The 25,884-nt window shown below is 58.4% G+C and carries 21 protein-coding genes; 6 read left to right on the top strand and 15 right to left on the bottom strand.

The window, feature by feature from the left end; genetic code table 11:
- Positions 1 to 227: 227 nt before the first annotated feature.
- The 11 genes from nosZ to WA411_RS09085 all read right to left on the bottom strand — a co-directional run bounded on the left by nosZ (position 228) and on the right by WA411_RS09085 (position 15,438).
- Complete coding sequence (nosZ, locus tag WA411_RS09135) at positions 228 to 2,123, bottom strand: TAT-dependent nitrous-oxide reductase (protein ID WP_291906539.1); 1,896 nt, start codon at positions 2,121 to 2,123, stop codon at positions 228 to 230.
- Between the two features lie 63 nt (positions 2,124 to 2,186).
- Positions 2,187 to 4,286, bottom strand: a complete 2,100-nt coding sequence (gene nosR, locus WA411_RS09130; protein WP_291906689.1) for a transcriptional regulator NosR — start codon at positions 4,284 to 4,286, stop codon at positions 2,187 to 2,189.
- A 157-nt stretch (positions 4,287 to 4,443) separates the two neighbouring features.
- A complete protein-coding gene (locus WA411_RS09125; protein ID WP_136629297.1) occupies positions 4,444 to 4,845 on the bottom strand; it encodes a ribonucleotide reductase subunit alpha in 402 nt (133 codons plus the stop codon).
- Positions 4,846 to 4,881: 36 nt separating this feature from the next.
- Positions 4,882 to 5,268, bottom strand: coding sequence for a putative zinc-binding protein (locus tag WA411_RS09120; RefSeq protein ID WP_136629296.1), 387 nt, complete (start codon positions 5,266 to 5,268; stop codon positions 4,882 to 4,884).
- Positions 5,269 to 5,311: 43 nt separating this feature from the next.
- Positions 5,312 to 6,061: a Crp/Fnr family transcriptional regulator gene (locus tag WA411_RS09115; protein WP_136629295.1), complete on the bottom strand. Its 750-nt coding sequence runs from the start codon at positions 6,059 to 6,061 to the stop codon at positions 5,312 to 5,314.
- 348 nt (positions 6,062 to 6,409) lie between these two features.
- The gene (locus WA411_RS09110) at positions 6,410 to 7,216 is read right to left on the bottom strand and encodes a peptidylprolyl isomerase (RefSeq protein ID WP_291906544.1); all 807 of its coding nucleotides are present in this window, start codon (positions 7,214 to 7,216) and stop codon (positions 6,410 to 6,412) included.
- Positions 7,217 to 7,280: 64 nt separating this feature from the next.
- Positions 7,281 to 7,958, bottom strand: coding sequence for a respiratory nitrate reductase subunit gamma (gene narI, locus WA411_RS09105; protein ID WP_069184500.1), 678 nt, complete (start codon positions 7,956 to 7,958; stop codon positions 7,281 to 7,283).
- Between the two features lie 23 nt (positions 7,959 to 7,981).
- Positions 7,982 to 8,722: a nitrate reductase molybdenum cofactor assembly chaperone gene (narJ, locus tag WA411_RS09100; RefSeq protein WP_069184477.1), complete on the bottom strand. Its 741-nt coding sequence runs from the start codon at positions 8,720 to 8,722 to the stop codon at positions 7,982 to 7,984.
- 10 nt (positions 8,723 to 8,732) lie between these two features.
- Positions 8,733 to 10,307, bottom strand: coding sequence for a nitrate reductase subunit beta (gene narH, locus WA411_RS09095; RefSeq protein ID WP_062781173.1), 1,575 nt, complete (start codon positions 10,305 to 10,307; stop codon positions 8,733 to 8,735).
- Positions 10,304 to 14,047 (bottom strand): nitrate reductase subunit alpha, encoded by a 3,744-nt coding sequence (locus tag WA411_RS09090; RefSeq protein ID WP_291906549.1) that lies wholly within the window; start codon positions 14,045 to 14,047, stop codon positions 10,304 to 10,306. Before WA411_RS09090 ends, narH begins: the two co-directional genes overlap by 4 nt.
- Positions 14,048 to 14,169: 122 nt before the next feature.
- Entirely contained in the window at positions 14,170 to 15,438 is a 1,269-nt protein-coding gene (locus WA411_RS09085) for an MFS transporter (RefSeq protein WP_291906550.1), read from the bottom strand.
- 181 nt (positions 15,439 to 15,619) lie between these two features.
- On the opposite strand from WA411_RS09085, the gene WA411_RS09080 reads away from it, so the two are divergent.
- The 4 genes from WA411_RS09080 to WA411_RS09065 all read left to right on the top strand — a co-directional run bounded on the left by WA411_RS09080 (position 15,620) and on the right by WA411_RS09065 (position 19,091).
- Positions 15,620 to 17,479, top strand: a complete 1,860-nt coding sequence (locus WA411_RS09080) for a histidine kinase (protein ID WP_291906552.1) — start codon at positions 15,620 to 15,622, stop codon at positions 17,477 to 17,479.
- 17 nt (positions 17,480 to 17,496) lie between these two features.
- Positions 17,497 to 18,156 (top strand): two-component system response regulator NarL, encoded by a 660-nt coding sequence (gene narL / locus WA411_RS09075; protein WP_291906554.1) that lies wholly within the window; start codon positions 17,497 to 17,499, stop codon positions 18,154 to 18,156.
- A gap of 68 nt (positions 18,157 to 18,224) precedes the next feature.
- Positions 18,225 to 18,755 carry a ubiquinone anaerobic biosynthesis accessory factor UbiT gene (gene ubiT / locus WA411_RS09070; protein WP_291906556.1) on the top strand — a complete coding sequence of 177 codons (531 nt, stop codon included), beginning with the start codon at positions 18,225 to 18,227 and terminating at the stop codon, positions 18,753 to 18,755.
- A gap of 9 nt (positions 18,756 to 18,764) precedes the next feature.
- Positions 18,765 to 19,091 carry a carboxymuconolactone decarboxylase family protein gene (locus WA411_RS09065; RefSeq protein ID WP_136629288.1) on the top strand — a complete coding sequence of 109 codons (327 nt, stop codon included), beginning with the start codon at positions 18,765 to 18,767 and terminating at the stop codon, positions 19,089 to 19,091.
- A gap of 83 nt (positions 19,092 to 19,174) precedes the next feature.
- Here WA411_RS09065 and WA411_RS09060 read toward each other — a convergent pair whose 3' ends face one another.
- The gene (locus WA411_RS09060; protein ID WP_291906558.1) at positions 19,175 to 19,537 is read right to left on the bottom strand and encodes a DUF488 domain-containing protein; all 363 of its coding nucleotides are present in this window, start codon (positions 19,535 to 19,537) and stop codon (positions 19,175 to 19,177) included.
- Between the two features lie 166 nt (positions 19,538 to 19,703).
- Here WA411_RS09060 and WA411_RS09055 point away from each other — a divergent pair, with 166 nt between their 5' ends.
- Complete coding sequence (locus tag WA411_RS09055) at positions 19,704 to 20,174, top strand: cytochrome c (protein WP_291906560.1); 471 nt, start codon at positions 19,704 to 19,706, stop codon at positions 20,172 to 20,174.
- Positions 20,175 to 20,180: 6 nt separating this feature from the next.
- On the opposite strand, the gene WA411_RS09050 is transcribed toward WA411_RS09055, so the two are convergent.
- Positions 20,181 to 21,071 carry a U32 family peptidase gene (locus tag WA411_RS09050; RefSeq protein ID WP_136629285.1) on the bottom strand — a complete coding sequence of 297 codons (891 nt, stop codon included), beginning with the start codon at positions 21,069 to 21,071 and terminating at the stop codon, positions 20,181 to 20,183.
- 13 nt (positions 21,072 to 21,084) lie between these two features.
- Positions 21,085 to 22,080 (bottom strand): ubiquinone anaerobic biosynthesis protein UbiU, encoded by a 996-nt coding sequence (gene ubiU, locus WA411_RS09045; RefSeq protein WP_136629284.1) that lies wholly within the window; start codon positions 22,078 to 22,080, stop codon positions 21,085 to 21,087.
- 292 nt (positions 22,081 to 22,372) lie between these two features.
- On the opposite strand from ubiU, the gene WA411_RS09040 reads away from it, so the two are divergent.
- Positions 22,373 to 24,388 (top strand): methyl-accepting chemotaxis protein, encoded by a 2,016-nt coding sequence (locus WA411_RS09040; RefSeq protein ID WP_291906563.1) that lies wholly within the window; start codon positions 22,373 to 22,375, stop codon positions 24,386 to 24,388.
- A gap of 71 nt (positions 24,389 to 24,459) precedes the next feature.
- On the opposite strand, the gene hemN is transcribed toward WA411_RS09040, so the two are convergent.
- Entirely contained in the window at positions 24,460 to 25,878 is a 1,419-nt protein-coding gene (gene hemN, locus WA411_RS09035) for an oxygen-independent coproporphyrinogen III oxidase (RefSeq protein WP_136629283.1), read from the bottom strand.
- Positions 25,879 to 25,884 lie beyond the last annotated feature (6 nt).

Raw genomic sequence — 25,884 nt, 5'->3', positions numbered from 1 at the left:
CTCTCTATAAAGCGAAAAGGTTGCAGAGGCCTGCACTCAAGCTTGGCGAACCAAGAGGGAAGCCCTTTCCAAAACTGTGCGGAGCCATGGATGGCGGAGCCCAAGCGCCACAGGGATGTGCCGCCAGGAGCGTGTTTTGGAAAGGGCTTCCCTCTTGGTTTGCTTCTCCGAAGTCGGTGGATGGAGTGCCGGGGCCCGTTCAAGAGCCCCGGCAAGCTAGAGGCCTATCAGGCCTTCTCTACAATCATGCGACCCCGCATCTCCATATGCAGCGCATGACAGAACCAGTTGCAGTAGTACCAGTGCACCCCGGGGCGATCCGCCTTGAAGGTCACTGAAGACGTCTGCTGCGGACTGATCTCCATGCTCACACCATGGTTAACCATGCAGAAACCGTGGGTCACATCCTCAATGGTGTCCAGGTTGGTTACGTACACCGTCACCTCGTCACCCTGCTTCACCTTGAACTCGGTCATCCCGTACTGCGGCGCAATCGAGGTCATGTAAACACGAACCTTGTTGCCATCCCGGATAACCTTGTTGTCGACTTCCAGAGTCACACCATCCTTCTTGGCCTGCTCAACAGCAGAGGCAAAGAACGGATCGTCACGCTCGTAGATCTTCCGTGTCTTGATCTGATCACGACGTACAAGGATGCAGTCGTGGGGCTCAGCGAAGGTCGGGCCGTCGTGAACCAGCTTCATCTCCTCGCCGGAGATATCGATCAACTGGTCGTTCTCCGCGTGCAAAGGTCCAACCGGGAGGAACCGGTCCTTGGAGAACTTCGACAGTACCACCAGCCACTTGCCATCAGCATCCCGGGATTCGGTCAGGGACGCGTGGTTGTGGCCCGGCTGATAATGCACGTCCAGCTTCTGACGGATGTAGTTCACATCCTCGCCGTTGTAGTGCCTGATGGCATCGGCAATGTTCCACTTGGCCACCTGGCTGTCGATAAACAGAGTGGTGTAGGCATTGCCACGGCCGTCAAAGGTCGTGTGCAGGGGCCCAAGACCCAGTTCCGGCTCGCCCACCACGGTATCCCGCGGCTCGATCTTGCCATCGAACAGATCGTCCAGCTTGTCGATTGCAATGATGGACACGGTCGGAGACAGCTTGCCGTTGGCAATGAAGTATTTGCCGTCCGGAGAGGTATTCAGACCGTGCGGGTTCTTCGGAACCGGGATGTAACGGGTCAGCTCCGAGCCGGCACGACCGTCTACCACAGGCACCTTGGAATCACCCAGGGTCTTGTAGTTGCCATTCTTGACCGCCTGCTCAATACGCTCGATGTTGAACACCACCGCCCAGTCGCGATCGTTGCGCATGGTACCGGCCAGATCCAGCGCCTTCTCCGAGTTGTAGCAGGTGGAGCAGGCGTACTTGCCGGTGTAGTCGGCATCGGTGTTATCCAGGTTGCCGTCAACAATCACCTGGAAGGCCACTTCCATGGTTTCCGCATCCAGGGCGTTAAACATGGTAAAGCTGCTCTCAAGGCTGGTGTCGCTGCCATCGTTCGGATGGGGAATGACATACTCGGCGTTGCAGAACACATACTTGGTCTTGGGCACCTTCTGCAGCCGCAAGCCGTGAATGGCCTGAACGTTCGGAATCGTGGTGATCTTGTCACACTTCATGATATCCAGGCGGATCCGGGCTACCCGGGTATTGGCCTTGTCGTTGATGAACAGGTATTTGCCGTCGTAACGACCGTCCGTCATGGAAATGTGGGGGTGGTGGGAATCGCCGTTCAGGTGGGTATTGTCATGGCCCAGAACGTCCTTACTCTCATTACTGATACCCCAGCCCGTCGCGGAATCCACGTTGAACACGGGGATACGCATCAGTTCCCGCATGGAGGGTACGCCCAGAACCCGAACCTCACCGGAGTGCCCACCGCTCCAGAAGCCGTAGTACTCATCAAGCTCTCCCGGATGGATCACGTATTTGTTGCGGGCCTCCTCGGCTGCGGCCGCGAATGCCTCACGGGACATCACCGCGGTGCCGAGCCCGGTTGCACCGGCGACACCCGCCAGAGCAGCAGCCCCCATGAACCGACGGCGACTCTGGCCGCTTTCCGGAAGCTCGTTCAGGTCTTTGGTCAGATCATCTCTTCTTTTCATAACATCCAACTCCGTTATTGGTAATGGCGGTTTACTTCTCATGCTTTCTTTTTTTGGGACTACTCAGGACACCTGAACCACGGGTATTTCCTCCGGGTGGCCCGGTGCATTATGACCACGGCGCTTACCGCGTCGCTTGACGATCAGCGGCGGGCACTTGTGGTCATCGAAATAGGTCATCTGGCAATCCAGGCAGTAATGGCATTCCATGTAGTTGATGTGCCCGTCCGGATGGATCGCCTGAACTTCGCACTCGTGATCGCACAGCCGGCAGGGGTTGCCACACTCCTTGCGCCGCTTGAGCCAGTCGAACACTCTCAATTTGCTGGGCAGCGCCAGGGCTGCACCCAGCGGACACATGTAGCGGCAGAACACCTTGCGGGTGAACAGGTTGACCACCAGCAACAGGACGGCGTAAGTCACGAAAGGCCAGCTACGATCAAACTTGAGGGTGATGGCGGTCTTGAACGGCTCTACCTCGGCCAGGCGCTCGGCGGTTGCCATGGAATCGAGGGACACCCCGAACAGCACCAGCAGGATGATGTACTTGATGGCCCAGAGCCGTTCGTGCACTGCGAAAGGCACGGTGTATTGAGGCACCTTCAGCTTCCGCGCAATTTCATTCAGCAATTCCTGGAGTGCACCGAATGGGCACAACCAGCCGCAGTAAACCGCCCGCCCCCAGAGCAGGACGATGGCGGCCACCACGGCCCAAAGGATGAACAACATGGGATCGATCAGGAACGTGCTCCAACTGAACCCGCTGATCAGGCTATTGGCAAATGTGAGCACGTTGACGATGGACAGCTGCCCCATGGCGTACCAGCCGATGAAGAACAGCGTGTAGGTGAGAAAGGCGTGGCGAATCCAGCGCATCATCTTCGGCTTTTTCACCAGCCAGTCCTGGAAAAACAGGATGAACATCAGCACACCGATACCGATACCCAGCACCACAATCTGGAATTCCCGCTGGTACCACACCTGAACCCACATGGGCTGGCTCTCCAGCCATTCTTCCTCGGAGACGACCGGCTCCGGACGGGTGTAATACTGCTCCGGCAGCTGATATTCCAGCGGAAACACCTGGAACTCGCTGTCCAGGGGGCCGGTCTGGCGTTTCACAGTGAGCTCGAGTGTCCAGGGGGTGCCGGGATCGAAGTTGTACTGCTGGCGAATAATGAAGATCGCCATCTCGGTGAATTCCGGCATGCCCTCGGCGTAGACATCGCTCAGCCGGTAGAAATCCAGGTCCCGGAAGTTGAAGGTATCGCCGAACTGACGGATCTGGATGCGGTCGAAAATGCCACCGCGAACATAACCCGAGCCCTTGAAGGAGTATTCGCCGTTAGCCATGACGACAATGGCGTGCTCGCCCTCCTCCAGCTCGGATGTCAGCCACTGGTACTGGCTCTCTCCCAGCAGGTTACGACCAATAGTCGGAACATCCAGGTAGGCGGTATACAGATCGATCAGCGGCTCATTTCGTTCTTCGGGCCCTGCGGTATCAACACCCTCGGCTTCCGTACCCTTGAAGGAATCATCCACCTGCCCCTTGGTGAGCAGCAGCCGGCGCACCGAGCCGTCTCCGGTCAGTTCCTCCCAGGTTTTCTGCTCGAAGGCCTGCTTGTCCACGGTAGCCAGCGGCGGACGGGTGCCGTCCTCGCCCTCGACCATACCCAGCTCCACGCCCACCCGATGGGCAGTACGCATGATCACTTCGTTGATGACCATTACGGTTACCGTGGCGCCGGACAGTCCGTCAACGGCTACCTTGCGCTCCGAGGAGGTTCCGCCCACGGTTACCCGCTGGTCGGCTTTCAGGCCCGTGTACTGATCGGTAAAGGTGTGAAGCTTACTCTCCGGAATACCCACCAGAAGTATGGGCTCATCGTGGTGGATGACTTTGGCGGCCTTGATGGTACCTTCGGTATCCAGTACGACCATGGCGTTGACGGGCTTGCCCGAGTAGGCGGGTGTCTGGACAAAATCCAGGGACTGATAGGCATAACCCACCAGCTCCTTGTGGGCATAAAGCTCCTGAATGGCTCGGTTGCCTTTCCGGGGGACAACCCGGGTGACTTCCGGGAAAGCCTGCTCGATGACCTGACGACCGGCAACGGGCTCATACTTGGACAAAGGCGCTGCATTCAGGGCCATGGCCATGATCGACGCGAAAAAGAGGAAAGCGAAGCGGGAAAAAACGGACACAGAAGACTCCCTGAGAAAAAGCGCCTTGTTGCTTCAGCCTAGGCAAATTAGAGGAAAATCAAATACCTCTTATTGAATACACCTGGCAGGTAAACTGATCGGATTCTCGCTGTCAGCCCAGGCTGACAGCGTTTCCCTGCGTATCGAGAGGGAGGTAATTACTGATATGACCGAGGCGGATGGACTCCACCATCATGGTCAACGGCTGCTGCGCCTCATCGGTGGATGGAGGGGTGCCACCGCGGCCTGACATCGCGGCGACAAACACCACATCCCAGGACTGGCCTGTGGCCCGGGACTCTTCCTCCAGCGCCGCGAAATCCGGTGCTTCATCGGGGGTTTTGTCGACACAGACCACCGGCGTCAGGGCGCCACCCTCGCCGCGCTCAAAGGCGGCTCTTTCTTCCGGGGAGGCCTCGTCCGGCAACTCTGCCCGGCAGAACACGAATAGCAGGCGCTGGGGTTCCTGCTGGCTATAAGAGGCCTGAATCAGGTCACTGTAACTGCTGATCATTTTGGTGAATCCTTACTGGTACCGGGCCGCTGCGATTTACGCCTGGCGGGCAATGAGCTGGTGGTTTGAGGTGAGCCTGCGAACTTCGTCGCACACTTCTTCCACGGCGTCTTCGCCGTAACTCTGTCCATAACGTTTCTTGAAGCCGAAGTCGTAGAGCCGGACATGCTCGTCCGGTTCAACACCAATGTTCTCGAGACAGGCCCGGGCGCAATGCAACGGACAGCCGTCAATCACGGTGATCGGGCGACCGGATCTGGCGGTTTTCACCAGGGACGGCACTTTCCCGCCGACCCCCGAGATGCAGGACATCTCGAATTCGCCGGCATGGTCGAGCCGGACCGCCACATTGTTGGCCAGCTGCGCCACGTCAGAGCAGCCGGAACATGAGTAGATCAGTGGGCGCTGCTTTCTCGCGGTCACTTGTCCTCCTTTCCAGAAAGCCTGGAGGCTTGAGCGTGATCAGTTACTGGCTGATTTCAATCAGGCGCTGGGGGTCTGAAATGAACAGTCGGCTTCGGTTAACCCGAACCAGGCCGTTGGACTTGAGGTCCGCCAGAATCCGGGAGAAGGTTTCCGGTTGCATCGCCAGCCTGGAGGCCACCAGACACTTGGGGAGCGGCAGTTCCACTTCCCCGCCTTCCTCTGCACCGTTCGGCAGCAGGTCGATCAGGTAGCGGATCAGACGGTCACGGGCGTTCTGGACGGTCATGATTTCCAGGTCATGGAATCGGGAGACGGCACGTTTGGCGTAATGTCGCAGGGCAGCCTGGGCGTATTTCGGGTTGCTTTCCAGCATGTCCTGGTAGGCCTTGACCGGAATCATCAGTACTTCGCTGGATTTCAGGGCCTCGGCGTAGCAGGCATACCGGGGCGGATCGGCGTAGATCATGACTTCGGCAAAGCAATCACCGGGGGCGATGCTGTCGAGAGTTCGGTCGATACCAGAGGAGTCCAGGCGGTACAGACGCAGGCGGCCGGAAATCACGAAGAAGAAATGGTGCGCCGGCATGTCCTGGCGGTAGAGCAGCTGGTGATGGCCAAGGCGGATTCTCCGGGATTGCTGGATCAGGTGCTGCAGGTCTTTGCCATTGAGTTCCGAGAAAAGTGGATGGCTACGCAGGGCCTGGAGGTCGTCTTCATCATCGAAAGGCTTGTTGACGGCGACGAGCACGGGTTTGGTGTAGCGGGTTTCGGCCGTTTGGGTCATTGCCATTGGTGTATCCTCTCTGCATATTCATGCATTCGAAATCATGTTTTAAATAGTAGAAGGATACTGGGGGAAAATCGCTCCCCCCATGGGGGTAGTCGGGGAGTTATTCGGGAGTAATTGACCTAACTCAAAGTGTTCTGTTGCCAACTAATTTGAGCTCAACAGGAATTCACTGAGCCTTGGTATTGGCGGACTGACTGTAGAGCACAGGTTGGCAGCCAGTAGGGCTTCCCAAAACGCGCTCCTTGCGGCACGTCCCTGTGACGCTTGACTGCAGCCATCCATGGCTGCAGACAGTTTTGGGAAGCCCTACTGACCACCAACCTCCCGACCCCGGAGCCAAACCCTTAATTACTGCATCAGGGGCGAGTCTGGGAGTTCCAGATCGACACCTTCCACGCCAGTTTCCGCTGCAAGCACCTGCAGGTACTGACGGAATGCCCGGCGGGTTACACTCTCGCTCAGATACTGCCGGATCTGGGGTTTGACGTGTTCGTACGGGAGCTGCTGGCCGTCGATTCTCTGGTCAACGCGAACGATGTGCCAGCCGTAGCGGGTTTCGATCAGTTCCGGGTTCAGGCCTTCCTGGAGGGCAAGGACCGGGCGCTCGAATTCGTCGACGGTCTGGCCTTTGCTGATCTGGCCGAGGCTGCCTCCCTGGTGACGGGATTCGCAGGCGGAGTATTGTTTGGCCAGTTCGGCGAACTGGGAGCGGCCGTCGATGAGGGACGACAGTAACTGTTGGCCGGCTTCTTCCTGGCGGATGCGTTCCTGGACGTCGTCCGGGGCAGCGGCGAGGAGGATGTGGCTGACAGCCATCAGTGTGGGGCTGCGGAAGCGGGCCGGATTGGCGTTGTAGAAGCGTTCGCAGTCCTGTTCGGTGGGCTCCGGAACGTTGAGCTCAAGTTCCAGAACCCGGGCAATGCGGTCTTCTTCGTCGTCGATGTCGTCGAGCTTGAGACGGTTGGCCTGCTGCAGGAGCAACTCTCGGATGACGAGGCTTTTGGCAGCTTCGTGCCAGGCTTCGGCGACTTCCTCGGCCGGGTGATGCTGCATTTCCCGGGCGATGTCGTCTTCGCCGATGAGGGTTTCACCCACATAGACCGGCGGGAACTGGTTTCTGGGTTTTTCGGCGTCGCCGACGGGGATGAGTTGCATAGCAATAACCTCAGGGAACATGGGGTCAGATGAAGGCTTTCATCTGACCCCGTTTTCATTTACATCAAGCGCGCTTGCGAACCACCTGGTACTTCCGCCCGAAATACTCCACCGGCACGCTGAGCATGTGCACCAGGCGGGTGAAGGGGAAGAGCACGAAGATGGTCAGGCCCAGGAAGATGTGGGTCTTGTAGATCCAGTGCACATCGGCGATGTAGCCGGCCACGCCGCCCTGGAGGGTGACAATGCCCTGGGCCCAGGCCGAGAACTTCAACATGGTGCTGCCATCCAGATGGCCCATGGTGGGCAGGATGGTCAGAAGGCCGAGTGCCAGCTGAACCACCAGAATGACGATGATCATGTTGTCCGCAAAGGTGCTGCTGGCCTTCACGCGTGGGTCGGTCAGGCGGCGCCAGGCGAGCATGCCGCCGCCGATGATCGCCATCACGCCTGCAATACCGCCGACTACGATGGCCATGACCTGCTTGGTGCCGGGGGTCATGAACGGCTCGTAGAAGGCGTGTGGAGTCAGCAGGCCCACCAGGTGGCCGAAGAAGATCACCAGCACACCCACATGGAACAGCACGCTGGCCATCACCATGTTTTTCTTGCGCAGCATCTGGCTGGAATGGGCTTTCCAGGTGAACTGGCCCTGGTCATAGCGTGCCCAGGTACCAATCACCAGAATCGCGAGAGCAATGTAGGGATAAACCCCGAACAGTAGTGTATTCAGATAGGACATCATTTCCGTTTCCTCCTGCGCCCTCAGGCGCGCCCTGCCTGACGGGGTGTTGCATCCGTCATCAGCTGATCACTCAGGTGAATGGTCTGGGTCTGTTCCAGTTCGCGGCGGCGTTGGCCTACAACGCTGCCGGTACTGCAGGAGCTGCCCTGATCATCAACAAATTTCACCATTTCCTCTTCCCAGACCTTGTCCAGAGCCTCCGGGGTATCGTCGCGCTCTTCCGCGGCGACAATCTCCGCAAGCTCCTGGCGGTTCGCGCTTCGACCGGACAGGGTCAGCAGGGAATCCATCACCACGTGATAGAAGCTTTCCCGTTGATACAGTCGCTCGCCCAGCAAACCCAGGATGTGGTGGATGTCCTCCAGCCAGTTCCGGATCTCGTCCCAGGGGCGGGTGGAGAGGTATTCCAGGAACAGCGGCAGGTAATCCGGCAGCTCCCGGGCGTCGATCTCCAGACCGTTGGTACGGTACTCCTCCATCAGGTCCACCATGGCCTGGCCCCGGTCGCGGGATTCCCCGTGCACGTGTTCGAACAGCAGCAGGGATGTCGCCCGGCCCTTGTCGAACATGCCCACGTAGTTCTCCTGCATGTCCAGCAGGTCGCCATCGCAGATCATTTCTACACAGCGCAGCAGTTGCTCCTTGTTCTGCCTCGGCAGCCGGCTGTCCTCAAGGACTGCGGCTACCAGGGCGTCTTTGGAGGCCTGGAGTTCTTCGGTCGGGTACTCAAGCACCCGTGCCAGTACTTTCAAGAGTTGCATCTCGGCCTCCTTATTCCTGCAGCTGTTTCGGGTCAACCTGCTTCACGGTCGACAGCTTCTGAACCATGCTGGTGGTCTGCTTTCGGCCACCGAACATGTTGAACTTGCTGTCGCCGTTGCAACCTTCACCGAAGCTGAAACCACAACCATTGCGCTCGCCGTGGGCGGTGGCATCGGGGAAGGCTTCCTTCGCCAGCTCGCGGTGGCTGGTGGGAATCACGAAGCGATCCTCGTAGTTGGCGATGGCCAGGTAGCGATACATTTCGTCCGCCTGGGCCTTGGTCAGACCGGCTTCCTCAAGGGCGCGCAGGTCTTCCTTGCCTTCAACGGTTTCAGCACGCTTGTACAGGCGCATGGCCATGATCCGCTTGAGGGCCAGCACAATCGGCTTCTCATCACCGGCAGTGAGCAGGTTGGCCAGGTACTTCACCGGGATCCGCAGGCTTTCGATCTTCGGCAGTACGCCGTCGAACTCGACCTTGCCGGCCTCCGCCGCAGACTGGATCGGGCTCAGGGGCGGCACGTACCAGACCATGGGCAGGGTGCGGTATTCCGGGTGCAGGGGCAGGGCCAGTTTCCAGTCAACCGCCATCTTGTACACCGGGCTTTGCTGGGCAGCTTCGATCACGTTCATCGGGATGCCGTCTTTCTTCGCCTGCTCGATCACTTTCGGATCGAACGGGTCGAGGAAGATTTCCAGCTGCTTCTCGTACAGCTCGTGCTCGCCCGGGGCGCTGGCCACTTCCTCAATGCGGTCGGCGTCGTACAGCAGCACGCCCAGGTAGCGAATCCGGCCAACACAGGTCTCGGAGCACACAGTGGGCATACCAGCTTCGATCCGCGGGTAGCAGAAAATGCACTTCTCGGATTTGCCGGTTTTCCAGTTGAAGTAGATCTTCTTGTACGGGCAGCCGGAGACACACATCCGCCAGCCACGGCACTTGTCCTGGTCGATCAGAACGATGCCGTCTTCCTCACGCTTGTAGATGGCACCGCTCGGGCAGCTGGCAACACACGCCGGGTTCAGGCAGTGCTCGCACAGGCGCGGCAGATACATCATGAAGGTGTTCTCGAACTGGCCGTAGATATCCGCCTGCACCTGGTCAAAGTTCTTGTCCTTGCGGCGCTTGGCGAACTCGGTACCGAGAATCTCTTCCCAGTTCGGACCCCATTCGATTTTCTGCATGCGCTGGCCGGAAATCAGCGAGCGCGGCCGGGCAACCGGCTGGTGCTTGGTATCGCCAGCGGTGTGCAGATGCTGGTAATCGAAATCGAACGGCTCGTAGTAGTCGTCGATCTGGGGCAGATCAGGGTTGGCGAAGATGTTCGCCAGTACCCGGAAACGGCCACCGATCTTCGGGCGGATCTTGCCGGAGCTGTCGCGCATCCAGCCGCCCTTCCACTTGTCCTGGTTCTCCCATTCTTTCGGGTAACCAATACCGGGCTTGGTCTCGACGTTGTTGAACCAGGCGTACTCCATGCCTTCACGGCTGGTCCAGACGTTTTTGCAGGTGACTGAACAGGTGTGGCAACCAATGCACTTGTCCAGGTTCAGCACCATGCCGACTTGGGAACGGATTTTCATTTTACAGCCTCCTGAACAGTGTCATTGCCTTCACCGTCGAGCCAGTCGACGTTGTGCATCTTGCGGACCACCACGAATTCGTCGCGGTTGGAGCCGACAGTGCCGTAGTAGTTGAACCCGTACGAATACTGGGCGTAACCGCCAATCATGTGGGTCGGTTTCGGGCATACCCGGGTAACCGAGTTATGGATACCGCCCCGGGTGCCGGTGATTTCAGAGCCGGGAATGTTCACGATCCGCTCCTGGGCGTGATACATCATCACCATGCCGGGCATCACGCGCTGGCTGACCACGGCCCGGGCCGCGATGGCGCCGTTGGCGTTGAACAGCTCGATCCAGTCGTTGTCTTCAATCCCCAGTTCTTTGGCGTCGTCCTCACTCAGCCACACGATGGGGCCACCGCGGGACAGCGTCAGCATCAGCAGGTTGTCGCTGTAGGTGCTGTGGATACCCCACTTCTGGTGCGGCGTGATCCAGTTCAGCGCTTTCTCGGCGTTGCCGTTGCTGCGCTGGTTGAGCATGCTGCCCACCGCCTTGGTGTTGATGGGCGGGCGGTACACCAGAAGGCTTTCACCGAAGGCACGCATCCACTCATGGTCCTGGTAGAACTGCTGACGACCGGTCAGGGTGCGCCAGGGGATCAGCTCATGCACGTTGGTGTAGCCGGCGTTGTAGGACACATGCTCGTCTTCCAGACCAGACCAGGTGGGGCTGGAGATGATCTTGCGCGGCTGCGCCACGATGTCCCGGAAGCGGATCTTTTCCTCTTCCTTGTTGGTCGCCAGGTGTGTGTGGTCCAGACCGGTAATGTCAGACAGCGCCTGCCAGGCCTTCACCGCCACCTGGCCATTGGTTTCCGGAGCCAGGGTCAGGATTACTTCCGCCGCATCGATGGCAGACTCGATCTTCGGACGACCGGCGTTGGCACCGTCGATGTGGGTGTAGTTCAGATCCTTGAGGAAATTGACTTCCTTCTCGGTGTTCCAGCTGATGCCCTTGCCACCGTTACCCAGCTTGTCCATCAGCGGACCAAGGGAGGTAAAGCGGGCGTAGGTATTCGGGTAGTCCCGCTCAACGGTGATGAAGTTGGGCGCGGTCTTGCCCGGAATCAGGTCGCATTCGCCCTTCTTCCAGTCCTTCACGTCAAAGGCCTGACCCAGCTCTGCCGGCGCATCGTGCAGCAGCGGCAGAGTGACCACGTCTTTCTCGACACCCAGGTGGCCTTCGGCCGCCTTGGAGAAGGACTTGGCGATACCCTTGTAGATCTCCCAGTCACTGCGCGCTTCCCAGGCCGGATCGGTGGCCGCGGTCAGCGGGTGGATGAACGGGTGCATGTCGGAGGTATTCAGGTCGTTCTTCTCGTACCAGGTTGCGGTCGGCAAAACGATGTCCGAATACAGACAGGTGGTAGACATGCGGAAGTCCAGGGTGACCAGCAGGTCCAGCTTGCCTTCGGGCGCTTCGTCACGCCATTTCACTTCCTGGGGCTTGGCACCACCTTCGTGGCCCAGGTCCTTGCCCTGCAGGCCGTTCTTGGTGCCCAGCAGGTACTTGAGCATGTACTCGTGGCCCTTGCCGGAGGAGCCCAGCAGGTTGGAGCGCCAGATGAACAGGTTGCGCGGGCAGTTCTCGGGTGCTTCCGGGTCCTCGCTGGCAAAGGCCAGGGAGCCATCCTTCATGGATTTGGCCACATAGTCGGGCACTTCCATGCCCGCCTTCTCCGCTTCAGCGGCAATGGTCAACGGATTGCGGTTCAGCTGTGGTGCCGACGGCAACCAGCCCATGCGCTCGGCGCGCACGTTGTAGTCGATCAGGCTGCCACCAAACTTCGACTTGTCAGCCAACGGTGACAGGATCTCGTCCACGCCCAGCTTCTCGTAGCGCCACTGGCCAGAGTGGGCATAGAAGAAGGAGGTGGAGTTCATGTGCCGGGGCGGACGCTGCCAGTCCAGACCAAACGCCAGCGGCTGCCAGCCGGTCTGCGGGCGCAGTTTTTCCTGGCCGACATAGTGGGCCCAGCCACCGCCACTCTGGCCGATACAGCCACACATGATCAGCATGTTGATCAGGCCGCGGTAGTTCATGTCCATGTGGTACCAGTGGTTCATACCGGCACCCACGATAACCATGGAACGGCCCTTGGTTTTGTCGGCGTTGTCGGCGAATTCACGGGCGATGCGGATCACTTTCTCGGCGGGCACGCCGGTGATCTTTTCCTGCCAGGCCGGGGTGTATGGCTTCACTTCGTCATAGGAAGTGGCGCCGTCGTCGTCGCCCAGACCACGACTGATGCCGTAGTTGGCAACCATCAGATCGTAAACGGTGACAACGCGGCCTTCAGAGCCATCCGCCAGCTGTACCTTGCGGGTACCCAGCTTGTGCTTAAGCACATCCTTGATTTCAACATGCTTGAAGTGGTCATGCTCGATACCACCGAAGTACGGGAAGGCAACGTCCACAACCTCGTCGTGCTTCTCGACCATAGAGAGCTGCAGGTTGACGTCTTTTTCCTTGGCGGTCTGCTTGAGGTTCCACTTGCCCTTCTCGCCCCAGCGGTAGCCGATGGAGCCGTTGGGCGCGGTCAGTTCCCCAGACGCCTCGTCGATGGCAATGGTTTTCCATTCCGGGTTGTTCTCTTCACCCAGTCCGTCCACCAGATCGCTGGCGCGCAGGAAACGGCCCGGCACATAGCTGCCGTCGTCCTTTTCTTCCAGCATGACCAGGTACGGCATGTCGGTGTAACGGCGTACGTAATCGGTGAAGTACTCACTGGGCTTCTCGACGTGGAACTCTTTCAGGATCACGTGGCCCATGGCCATGCCCAGAGCCGCGTCGGTACCCTGCTTGGGGTTCATCCACTCGTCGGACAGCTTGGAGACTTCTGCGTAATCCGGAGTAATGGCGACAGTCTTGGTGCCCTTGTAGCGCACTTCGGTAAAGAAGTGGGCATCCGGGGTACGGGTCTGGGGCACGTTAGAACCCCAGGCAATGATGTAGCCGGAGTTGTACCAGTCGGCGGACTCGGGCACGTCGGTCTGCTCACCCCAGGTCTGGGGAGAGGCCGGCGGCAGGTCGCAGTACCAGTCGTAGAAGCTCATGCACACGCCACCGATCATGGACAGGTAACGGCTGCCGGCTGCATAGGAGACCATGGACATGGCGGGAATCGGCGAGAAGCCGATGATGCGGTCCGGGCCATACTTCTTGGCGGTGTAGACGTTGGAGGCGGCGATCAGCTCATTCACCTCGTCCCAGCTGGAACGGACGAAGCCACCCATGCCACGGCGGGGCTTGTATTCGGCGGTCTTTTTCGGGTCTTCCACGATGGACGCCCAGGCTTCCACCGGGTCGTTGTGCTGGACCTTCGCAGCCCGCCAGAGCTTCATCAGATGCTTGCGCATCAGCGGGTACTTCAGCCGGTTGGCGCTGTACATGTACCAGGAATAGCTGGCCCCACGGGGGCAACCACGGGGCTCGTGGTTAGGCAGATCCGGACGGGTACGGGGGTAATCGGTTTGCTGGGTTTCCCAGGTCACCAGGCCGTTCTTGACGTAAATTTTCCAGCTGCAGGAGCCGGTACAGTTTACGCCATGGGTGGAACGCACGATCTTGTCGTGCTGCCAACGCTGGCGGTAGCTGTCTTCCCACTCGCGACTGACTTCGTGGGTTTCGCCATGGCCGTTGGAGAACGGCTCGCGCTTCTTCCTGAAGTAATTAAGTTTATCGATCAAATGACTCATGGTCTCTCTCTCCGTCTGCCGGATCGTTGCTCCGATTTGAGACCATTGTGTGTGAGAAAAACCGCGAAATCTGCGTGGTTACTACCTCATAACCCGCTTCTACCACCCTGGGGGTAGGTGGCTTATATCCCCGGGTGGAGTAGGTGTTCACGCTCGTGCCGGCGACTTTCCCTGGCAAAGAGGAAAAGACAGCCCACAAGCAGCAGGAAGAGAATCATGAAGACCGCACTGCGGACGCCCAACCAGTGGTTAACGCTGCTGAAGATCACTGGCAGAACAAAGGCTACCGAACAGGCGCTGACCAGCAACAGGCCGGCCACAAACGCCGCAACCCGACGGTTTTCAATGATTACCAGCCGCTGAAGACCTCCCATGGTGCACCCCATGGCCATACCGAGGGCGACCACAAATACCGCCTCGACTCGGATGGGAAGCGCAAACTCAATACGGATGACCGAATCAACGCCCTGGACAAACAGCGTCATCGGTGGGTAGGACAACACGAACAGTGCAACAAGACAGACCAGCAGGGCCCGACTAACCACCTTTGCACTGCCTAAGCGATCAGAAAGCCCGCCTCCGACTATCTGGGCCAGGGCACCGGGAATAACAAACCATTGGGCCAGACGCGCACCGGAATCCACTGACAGATCGAACTGGGAGGACAGATAATCCGGCAGCCACAAAGCCAGCGCAAAGAAACTTCCCGCCACAACGCCAAAGTAGGCGCAGAGCTGTCCGGCTCGTTTTCGCCGCATACCACGTATCAGTACACGAACAGACGTTTCCGCGCCGGGCTCCGCGGCGGCATCCTCGGGATCGGTAAGCAACAACAGCAGCACAAGCACCAGGGCAAGCACGATGAGATAGGCCAGTGGCACCGCATGCCAGGAAAATGCCTGGTGAATCAATGGTACAAGGTAGTAATTAAAACCCGCGCCAGTCACACCCGCGCCAAAGCCCCCAAGAACCAGGCCGAGACGCGGGGAATCGCAGTGTCCCGTCACAAACTGCAACCCGGCACTGTAAAAACCGCCAGCAAGTCCGAGACCGCCGGCGGCAACCAGGTACCCGGGGAAGGTATCGGTAGTCAGGAGTATCACCATGCATGCAGCAAGTCCGGCCAGACAGAAAAGCATGATCCGGCGAGCGCCGAATTTTTGCGCCGCCAGGCCAGCCGGAATTGCCAGGACAGCGCCTACCGCCATCGGCATTGCCAGAAGGAACCCGAACTGAAAATTGCTGAGATCCAGTTCCGAGCGTAGATGGACTCCGGCCACCGCAAACAGCGTCCAGCAGCCGGCGGCGACAACAAAGCCTGCCACAGCCAACGGCAATACCACTGCCAATGACGCCAGCCGGTCATCTGCACGATCCGTTTCGGACTTCATTACTGTCGCTCTTGTGGAAACTTGCTTTTCAGTTTCATCTTTTGCTCATAAAAGGGTCAAAGATTATGATGGGTTACCAACCATTGGGGTAATTGACTATCCTCAAGGAGGTATCACGGAATCCAGGTGCGGGGCATAATTCACTCAGCCCCGTCAAACGCATTGATGCGCAAGAGACTTAATGAAATCCAGAAGCCCGCTTGTAACCCGAATCGCCCTCGTCGTTGGCGCCGTGGTGGTGACAGCCCTTGTCAGCATGGCGGCCACGCTTGCGGTTTCCAAAAGCATCGAGGGCAATGCCACCGCGATCAATCTGGCCGGCGCCCTGCGCATGGGCGCCTTTCAGTTGCTTGCCCGGAGCGCGGGGCCAGCCATTCCGTATTCCGGGGAGGCGTCGATAGGACAGCTGCTGGACCGTTACGAAACCAGGTTGGCTGACGCCAGCATCAGAAACGCCATCCCTGAGAGCCGCGACCATCCGCTGGCCACCCAGTACCAGGCCATTCTTCAGTCCTGGGAAACCATGCTGCGTCCCGCCCTGCAGGAACACGACCAGGGCACACCTGTTTCCGCGGCAATGCTCGCTTCAACTCAGCAGTATGTTGATGACGTTGACCAGTTGGTGACGATGCTGGAACAGCGGACCGAAGCCCGAATTGACCTGCTGCACCTGATCCAGATCATCAGCCTGGCTTTCTCCCTCCTGATCATCGTGGCTCTGTTCATCGATCTGAAAAACCGCATCCTTCGACCACTGCGAAAGCTGGTCAGTATCGCCATTGCTGTTGGCGAACAGGACTTTACCCGCAAAGCCAACCTGGGCGGCTCCGACGAACTGGCGAAGCTGGGCCAAGCCTTCGACCAGATGACCAGCGAACTGGCCCTCACCTACTACGAGCTGGAGGAACGTGCACGTCTGAAAACGGAAGAGCTTGAAAAAAGCCACACCGCCCTTCAGCTACTGCACTCCGCAAGCCGCGACCTGTTCGCCAAGCATGACCTCTGTCATGGGGCGATACCCATGCTTCAGGAACTTGAGCAGCTCCTTGGCATAGGCCCGATTCGTCTCTTCCTGCATGACAAGCAGTCTTCCGAGCCGGTTGAGGCTATCACGACAGCCAGCCGAGAACGTCCCTTCTATTGTCGTGATCACCACTGTAACGCCTGCCTGGTCAAACCTGAGGTATACGATGAACTGCCGTTGGAGAATAACGACGGCCGCAGGCTTCTTCTTCCAATCCGGACGCCCGGGCAACTCCTCGGCACACTGGAGGTCTGGTATCCCGCTGCAGAGGGTCTGTCGAAAACCAACCGCCGCCTGCTGGAAACCCTTAGCGACCAGCTGGCAACGGCCATTTTCCTGGAACGACAGATTACCGAGGAACAGCAGCAGACACTGGCCGAGGAACGTACGGTGATCGCCCGGGAGCTCCATGACTCCCTCGCCCAGTCACTGTCGTACTTGAAAATGCAGGTTGCCCGGCTGCGCCGACTTGACATCGAGGGCGAACAACAGGAAATTCACGAGGCCATTCTTGATGAATTGAGCACCGGCCTGAACAGCGCCTATCGCCAGCTCCGGGAGTTGCTGGCCACCTTCCGGCTGAAGCTGGATACACCAGATCTGTTTACAGCCCTGGAAAAGACCATCGAAGAGTTTTCAGAGCGGCTGGGTAAGCCGGTTGAGCTGCAGTACAATCTGCCGCCACAGACCCTGTCTCCGAATGAGGAGATACACACCCTGCAGATCGTGAGAGAAGGCCTTGCCAACGCTGTGAAACATGCAGATGCCACAAACATAAGTGTGGCAGTTGTATTTGAATCGCCCCAGGTAAGGGTTCGGATCCGCGACAACGGCAAAGGCCTGCCCGGCAGTGACCAGCCCGTAAACCACTACGGTCTGATTATCATGCAGGACCGTGCCCGCAACCTTGGCGGTAAAGTTGAGGTAAGCAACCGCGATGAAGGGGGTGTGGAGGTCACCCTGGGCTTTGTTCCAAAAAGCCGGAACCTGATTCCCACCGAAGCATCAAACGCCTGACAACAAGAGAGAACCCGATGTCTGAGTCACCCGCAAGTATTCTGTTGATCGACGATCACCCGCTTCTTCGCCAGGGCATCAAACAGTTGATCGACATGGAAGACGATATGGTCGTGGCCGGAGAGGCCAGCAATGCCGCCGACGGTATTCGGAGGGCGACCGAGCTGGAGCCCGACCTGATCCTGATGGACCTGAACATGCCGGAGATGGACGGCATCGAGGCGCTTAAGAAATTGCGGGAACAGAACATCAGCTCCCGCATTGTGATGTTTACCGTGTCAGACCAGGAAGACGACGTTGTTGCGGCACTCCGGGCCGGTGCAGACGGCTACCTGCTGAAAGACATGGAACCGGAAGACATGATCAAGCAGCTCCATCAGGCGGCAGTCGGTAAAATGGTGATCAGTGAACGACTTACAGCTTTGCTGGCCGAGGCGCTTCGCTCAAATAAGCCCCAGCAAGCATCACGCCCGGATTTCGACAGCCTGACACCCCGAGAGAAAGATATTCTGCGTCATATTGCCGAGGGGCTCTCAAACAAGATGATCGGCCGCAAGCTCGACATCAGTGACGGCACCGTCAAGGTCCACGTGAAGCACCTGCTGAAGAAACTGAACCTGCGCTCACGGGTGGAAGTTGCTGTTTGGGCGGTGGAAGAAGGCCTTCACAAAGGCTGAGTTATATCAAATCGTTTCAGAAAAGTTTGCTTTACTCTGTGCCGGTTACTGACCGCCCGGAGTAAAGCATGGCCTTTTCACTACCTTCCATTGCCTCCCTGAAATCTCCCCTGATTGGGCAAACGTTGTTGGTCCTTCGGGAATACCTGCCCTCCCCGGTGCCCGTGCTGGGCGCTATTGATCGCCGAATCCCGGTGCCCCTGAAGCAGCTGGCTGCAGAAGCGCCGCTCAACCGCATTTTTGGCCAGGCAATTAATGACGGCGAATTCGATGACTTCGAAGGCCGCCGTATTCGCCTGGAAGTGAACGGCGGACAACCCGGTATCACCATTGGCTTCTGGGCCGGCCGCCTCCGAGTAATCGATGGCCCCGGCGAGGCAACCATTCGCGGTTCACTGGCTGCTTTCAGGGCGCTTGCGGAACGCCGACAGGATCCCGACCAGTTGTTTTTCCAGCGTCGGCTGATCATTGAAGGCGATACCGAGCTAGGACTACGCCTGAAAAACCTGCTCGACAGCGTGGAGTGGCGGGTGAAGATCGACTATCTTTCCAAAAGGTTCAAGAGCCGCCCATGGCGGCAAAGCAAACCCCAAATTTGAGGAAATACAATGGCTAAACACGACAGCGAACTCCCCAAAACCTTCGTTAACTTCAGCGAACGGTTTCCAGAGCTGCAACAAGCGCACAAACAGCTTGGTAAGGCCCTCGCCGATGCCGGCCCTCTGGATGAAAAGTCGCGTGCTCTGGTTAAACTCGGCGTTTGCGTTGGTGCGGGTCGAGAATCCGCATTGAAATCCCACATTCGTCGCAGTCTGGAACTGGGCATTACTCGCGAGGAAATCGAGCACGCACTGGTGCTGGGCATGAATTCAATAGGCTTCCCGGCAACGGTTGCTGCCTGGCAGTGGGCGCAGGAAGCACTCAGTAAGGAATAAGGCTCGCCAACAGATCAAGAAGGTGCGAGCGTTTTCAGCAATCTGGGCGGCCCAGAAGGCGAAGGCCGCCACCCTCTGACTATTTAGAGTTGGTCGTTCAAAATATAATCCCGAAGCGCCACAGCATTGTTGTGCTCGGTATCCTTCGCGGCAAACACGAGCGATATGCGGTCATATTGCTCAAGCAGCTCCTTGAGTGCCTCAAGATCCTCGCTGGCATCACCTGATGTCAGCTCATCAAGGTACCGCTCCCGGAACTCCGGCCATTTGCCAGGATCGTGGCTGAACCACTTCCGCAGTTCAGTCGACGGTGCCAGCCCTTTCAGCCAGAGAGTAATATCTGCATTTTTCTTGGCCACGCCGCGTGGCCAGATACGGTCTACAAGCACCCGTGGGCCATCTGAGCGTGCGGGTTCTGCATATGCGCGCTTCAGTCGGATATCCATGAGCTCTCACCTCTTCAGCGGACTTCTGGACGTTGCTCGGCTCACAATCTTGTGCCTACACATCATCGGACGCCAGTGTTGAACAATTAACATATCTCAACAGGTACACCAGCCAAGAGTGATAGCCTGAATGATGCTCAACATTAATCGATAGAGGGGCATCCTCATGATAAAAACAAACAGAGCGCTTCTGAGCATCGTCATTCTGACCATCACTGTATCATTCGCTGCCTCTGCCACCGAACCGGTCACTCCCAAGCTGACCGACAAGCTGGACCGTCTGCTGCGCGAAGAGATGCGGTCCATTCAGTCAGCCATGGGTCAGATTCATTCGGCCATCGTTATGGGTCAGCACGGCAAGGTTGCAGAGCAGGCCCAGAACATCCACGACAGCTTCATCCTGCAGCAGTCCCTCACTGAACAGGATCGCAAAGACCTGATGTCGGCAGTACCAGAAGGCTTTATCAAGCTGGACAAGGAGTTTCATCAGCTGGCGGCGGCGCTGGCCGAGGCCGGCAGGAATGACGACACGGAGAAGCAAAACCAGCTGTTTGGCAAAATGACGGGCAACTGCATCCAGTGCCACAGCACCTACGTGTCGGACCGCTTTCCTGGCGTCAAACCTGTTCAGGACTGATCGGCCTCAGCCGATCAGATCCATTCCCGGCTTGCCGTACCAGTACCCGTTGCAGGGGGGCGCCTCCACCAACTGCAGCGGGTCGGTGTCCGGCATTCCGCCCCGGCGGACCTTATCAAAGCGCCTGACCACCTCCTCCATGCCCTGATGTTCCGGGCTCAGCCGTACGGTGCTTACCCCCATACGCTCCATAGCCGGCAATTCCCGCATCAGGTCGTAACGGGAGCCCGACAGGGTAGAAATGCCGTTGATGCGAAACAGCTCCTGGCTTTCCCGGGATCTCAGTTCCATGCCATCCGGATGCTGCAGGCAGCGGAACTCGCAGTTGTCCTTGGGCAGGTTGTAATGACGGGCGGTAAAGCATCGGGAGGACCAGGCCAGAGGCAGGAAGCCCCAGGAGAACACCTCGGCGGGAAGATCCAGTCCTTCCTGATGCAGCTCCTTGATCAGCTGCTCGAGGGTTTCCTTGCCCAGTTCTACCGGCAGGTTCCATTCTTTCAGGCCCTGTTTGGCAAGGATCTTCAGGGTGGCTGTGTTGTAGATGTTCATCGAGGGGCCGGTAATAAACGGAATTCGGTTCCGGATGGCCACTTGCAAGGCGCTCTGATCGTTGGCCTCTACCAGGAATTCATCCTGCTCACAGAACCGTCGCAGGCGGCGCAAATCGGCCTCCGACTCAATCAGTGTGAGCGTGGAGAGCACCACATTCTTGCCGCAGGCTTTCAGATCACGAGCCAGATCCAGCCAGTCATCCGGTTTCAGTTCCCGCCGGCGGGAGCACACCACTTCCCCCAGATAAATGGTATCCACCGGCCACTCGGCGGCATTGGCATAAAACTCGAAAACGGTCTGCCTGGACCAGAACCACAGGATCGGCCCCAGGGATAACTTCAGCATGGGTGGTGAAACCTTATTTCCATTTGCGATGGTAGGCGCCCAGTGTGGTCAGGCCGCCCTCGGAAAGACCCGCCAGCGTCTGCTGCCATTGAGGCTCAACCGTAAAGCCTTCGGTGCCGGCTTGAAGGTCGTCCAGAGCATGACGCCAGGTTCTGGCTACGTCCGCGATGTAGGCCGGGCTCCGTTGGCGCCCCTCAATCTTCACGGCACTGATACCCAGCGCCTGAAGCTCCGGCAAAAGGTCCAGAGTGTTCAGGCTAACCGGCTCCTCAATGGCGTGATAGACATGACCCTCAACTTCAAAACGGCCTTTACACAGAGTCGGGTAGCCCGCGGGTTCACCCTGGCCATAACGGTCAATCAGGACATTGTTGAGGCGGGATTCGAGCCCGTTCGCTGTTTCCTGCCAGCGCACGGCCTTGGCGGGGGAACAGGCTCCGCGGGTGTTCGGGGATTCGTCGGTCAGGTAGGAAGACAAGTAGCAACGGCCCTCGGCCATGATGCACAGGCTACCGAAGGCAAAGACTTCCAGTTCCACCGGACTCTGTCTGGCCACACCACGAACCTGGTCCAGTGACAGAACCCGGGGCAGCACGGCCCGGCGAATATCGAAGTTGTCTTTGTAGAAGGAGAGGGCTTTGTGGCTGGTGGCAGACCCCTGAACCGACAGATGACGGGGGATGTGCGGATATCGGTTGGCGGCATAATCCAGCAGGCCCATATCGGCCAGGATAATGGCATCCACACCAAGACCTGCGGCGCGGTCTACTGCCCCCTTCCATTGCTCCCAGCCGTCTGGCTGCGGGTAGGTGTTGATGGCACAGAACACTCTTGCGCCCCGGAGATGGGCGTATTCAATGCCTTCAGCGGCGCGTTTATCATTGAAGTTCAGGCCGGCAAACTGACGTGCGTTGGTGCTGTCTTTAAAACCGAAATATACGGCGTTGGCGCCGTTATCAACGGCGGTTTTCAGGGCCGGGAGGCTGCCGGCCGGACACACAAGTTCCATGGTTTTCTCCGCCTTGGATTAACGGCATCGACCATATCGGACGCATGGCCCGAGTACCTTGACCTTTGTCAGCAGGATAGCCCCGGTCTGCTGTATACCTCTGTGGTGGTACTCTACGCGGTATTACGGATGCCACAGTTAATTGATAATTATCAGAAACTTAACAAGCAGAAACATAAGCTTACCTGCCCGTAACTACCTCCACTGCTACTCCTTCACGCTGATAGAGAGCGACCTTGCTATGCCGGGATAATAGCGGCATATCCGACACGGACAGCCAAGGCAGAACGCTATGAAATTTATCAACAATCTCTCCATGCGGGGCAAACTGATCACTCTGGTGGTACCGGCCCTGCTTGTTATCCTATTTTTCGCGGCAGAAAGCGTCGTTCTGAATCAGGGCAAACTGGATGACATGCGACAACTGCTCTCGAAGATCGAACTGGCTGAAGCCGGTGATCCTCTCACCGAAGCCCTGCAGAAAGAGCGTGGTCGCTCCGCGGTTTTCCTTGCCAGCAGCCCGGGAAGCGATGCCGCCCGGCAGGCCGAAAGAGATCTTGCGGAACAGCGGCGACAAACCGACACGCGGATTTCAGAGTATCAGCGCCACATCACTGCCCTGATGACAGATGCATCGTTTGACAGGATGGTTGAAACAAGCATTCAGTCCGTTCGCCAGGAACTCGACAACATAGACGCTCTGCGTCGGTCGGTCGACAACCGTAGCGACGTCGCTCCGCGCTACACCGCGATGATCATGGGATTAATCGACCGGATTGGCCTTATTGTCCGGCGCTCAACCGATCCGGAATTGACCCGCGAGGTTAACGGCTACTACGCCCTCGCCAAGGTTGCGGAGATGGCCGGCCGTGAGAGAGCCGCGGGCGCCTCCATGATTCGCAGCGGTGACTTCGACCTGCCCACCGTGGCCCGAATTGCGGGTCTCGGCGGCCAGCAGGAAGCCTTCCTCAACGAAGCCATCACAATGCTGGCGTCTGACAATGAGATCCGTGCAACCCTGGAAAATCATAACCGCAGTGTTGCAAGCCAGGCTCTGGCCCAGCGCCGTGAAACACTTTTCAGCAGCCCGTCAGGCATGTATGCACTGGACGCCTCTGACTGGTTTACAACCACCACCCAGCGAATCGGCAACCTCAATCAGGCGAGAAAGGATATGTTATCCGACGTGGTGAGTCTGGCATCAGATGGCGTTGCCGACGCCCGGAACGACCTGATGCTGGCCTCCGGCATTTCCGCAGGTGCCGTTCTGGCTGTACTGGTGCTGATGCTGGTGATCATCCGTGCCATCAATCTGCAGGTCGGCCGACTGCTCGATGGCGTTCGGTTTGCCATGGACAACAAGGACCTGACCCGCGAGATTGAAATCTCCAGCCGGGATGAGGTGGGCACCATCGGTAAGGCCATTAACGAGCTGTTCGGACGCTTCGGCAACGCCCTACTGCACATCGACAAATCCAGCGTCCAGCTGGCCACCGCTACCGAGGAGACCAGCTCCACCGCCGGCCAGAATGCCAGCCAGGTGAAAAACCAGCAGCAACAGATCGAACAGGTGGCAGCGGCCACCGAAGAGATGTCTGCCACTTCCGAGGAGATCTCCCGGAACACCCAGCAGGTGGCCGATGCTGCACGCAGCGCCATGGAAAAAAGTCGGAGTGGCGAGCAGGTGTTGCACGGCAGCGTAAAAAGTATTCGTTCCCTGGCCAAATCGGTTCAGAAGGTGAACGAGGTGATCGAAGAACTGGAAAACCGCAGTTCAACCATCGCCGATGTGGTGGACGTGATCCGGAAGGTTGCCGACCAGACCAACCTGCTGGCCCTGAACGCAGCCATTGAAGCCGCCCGCGCGGGCGAGCACGGCCGAGGATTTGCGGTGGTTGCCGACGAAGTTCGGACCCTGGCGCAACAGACCCACGAGTCCACCACCCAGATCGAAGACATTATCAATGGCTTCCAGAGCATAACTGACAACGCCAGCCGCTCGATTGTGGAAAGCCACAAACTGGCGAATGCCACCAGCGAGCAGGCATCCGAGCTGGAGCAGACCTTCGCGGATATCCTGACCGATGTGAACAGCATTTCCGATATGGCCAGCCAGATTGCCACCGCCTCCGAAGAACAGGTAGCAGTTACAAGGGAACTGGCAGGCAGCATGGAATCGGTCAGCGAAGCCGCCATCCTGACCCTGGCCGGCTCCCAGGAAATCACCCAGGTAACCGGCGAGCAGGCACGGCTGGCGCGGGTGCTGCAGGACCTGGCCAATGAGTTCAAGGTGCCGGCTTATAGCTGACGCCAGTAGATGCAAAACGGGGCTGTCCGGTAACGGGCAGCCCCCTTTTTATTTGGGAAAATGAAAAGGGGTCAGATGATCCTGGAGAACCGCTGGCTGGCGCCTTCCTTGCGATAGAGATCAAAGATCTGGCAGATGGCCCGGATCAGCAGCCGACCGGCGGGCTGCACCTGAAGGGTATTGCCATCATCAGCAATCAACTCATCCTGAATCATGGGCTTCAGACGGCGGAGCTCATCGGCAAAATAGCGGTCCAGATCTTCGCTCCAGGCCTCTGCAAACTGGTGGCGGTCCAGCCGGAACTGGCAGATCAGCTGGCCGATCACCCAGCGGCGGATCCGGTCGTCGCGAGTCAGGTTCACGCCCTTGGTGATGGCCAACTGACCGGCATCAATGGCGGCCTCCCAGGAAGGCAGGTCGTGATTGTTCTGGAAATAGGCATCGTCGGTCTGGCCGATAGCGGAAACACCGAGCGACACCAGGTCGCATTCGGAGTGGGTGGTATAGCCCTGAAAATTCCGGTGCAGGCGGCCTTCGCGCTGTGCCACAGAAAGGCTGTCGTCCGGCTTGGCGAAATGGTCCATGCCGATGTATTCATAACCGGCGTCCAGCAGGCGATTGATGGTGTTGTGCAGGATGGTCAGCTTCTGCTGCGGACTGGGCAAGGTGTCGCCCTGAATCCGGGTCTGCGGATAAAAGCGGTCCGGCAGGTGGGCATAGCTGAACACCGACAGCCGGTCCGGAGACATCTCGATTACCGCTTCCAGTGTCTCGGCAAAACTTTCCGGCGTCTGGTACGGCAGGCCGTAGATCAGGTCCAGGTTAATAGAACGGAAGCCGATGCGCCGCGCCTCATTGAGCACGGCTTCGGTCATTTCCCGCGGCTGGATACGGTTCACGGCTTTCTGAACCTCAGGGTTGACGTCCTGAACGCCGAGACTGATCCGGTTGAAGCCCAGGTTCCACAGGGTTGGCAGGGTATCCTGGTCCACTTCCCGCGGGTCAATCTCCACACTGTAATCCCGCTCATCGCCGGTTTGCAGGTTGAACAACTCCCCGTATCCCGCCATCAGGTGTTCCATCACATCTTTTGGCAAAAACGTGGGGGTACCGCCGCCCCAATGCAGCTGGGTGACCGGCCGGTCGGCCCCGAACAGTTTTGACTGGATGGCCGCCTCTTTCAGCACCCGCTCCACGTAGGGCATGGCTTTGTCGCGCTTCTTGGTGATCACCTTGTTGCAGGCGCAGTAGTAACAGAGGTGCGCGCAGAACGGCAGGTGGGTATAGAGCGACAGCGGACGATTGCTGGCCTTGCTGCGGGCCGCAGCCTTGACCATCTCTTCCACCGGGTAGTTCTGGTTGAACTCGACGGCCGTGGGATAGGAGGTGTACCTCGGGCCGCTGAGGTCGTAGCGTCGGATCAGGGCATCATCCCAGATGAATTCCGGCAGGGTTGAGTCATGGGCTTTGAGTGCGGATGTGGAGGTCATAATAAG

Source organism: Marinobacter sp. CH_CUG1437-1, assembly GCF_037029655.1.
In the GTDB taxonomy this organism is placed as follows: Bacteria; Pseudomonadota; Gammaproteobacteria; order Pseudomonadales; family Oleiphilaceae; genus Marinobacter; species Marinobacter salsuginis.
Note: the sequence above shows the minus strand (reverse complement) of the source record. Positions and strands in the feature narration are given on the sequence as shown.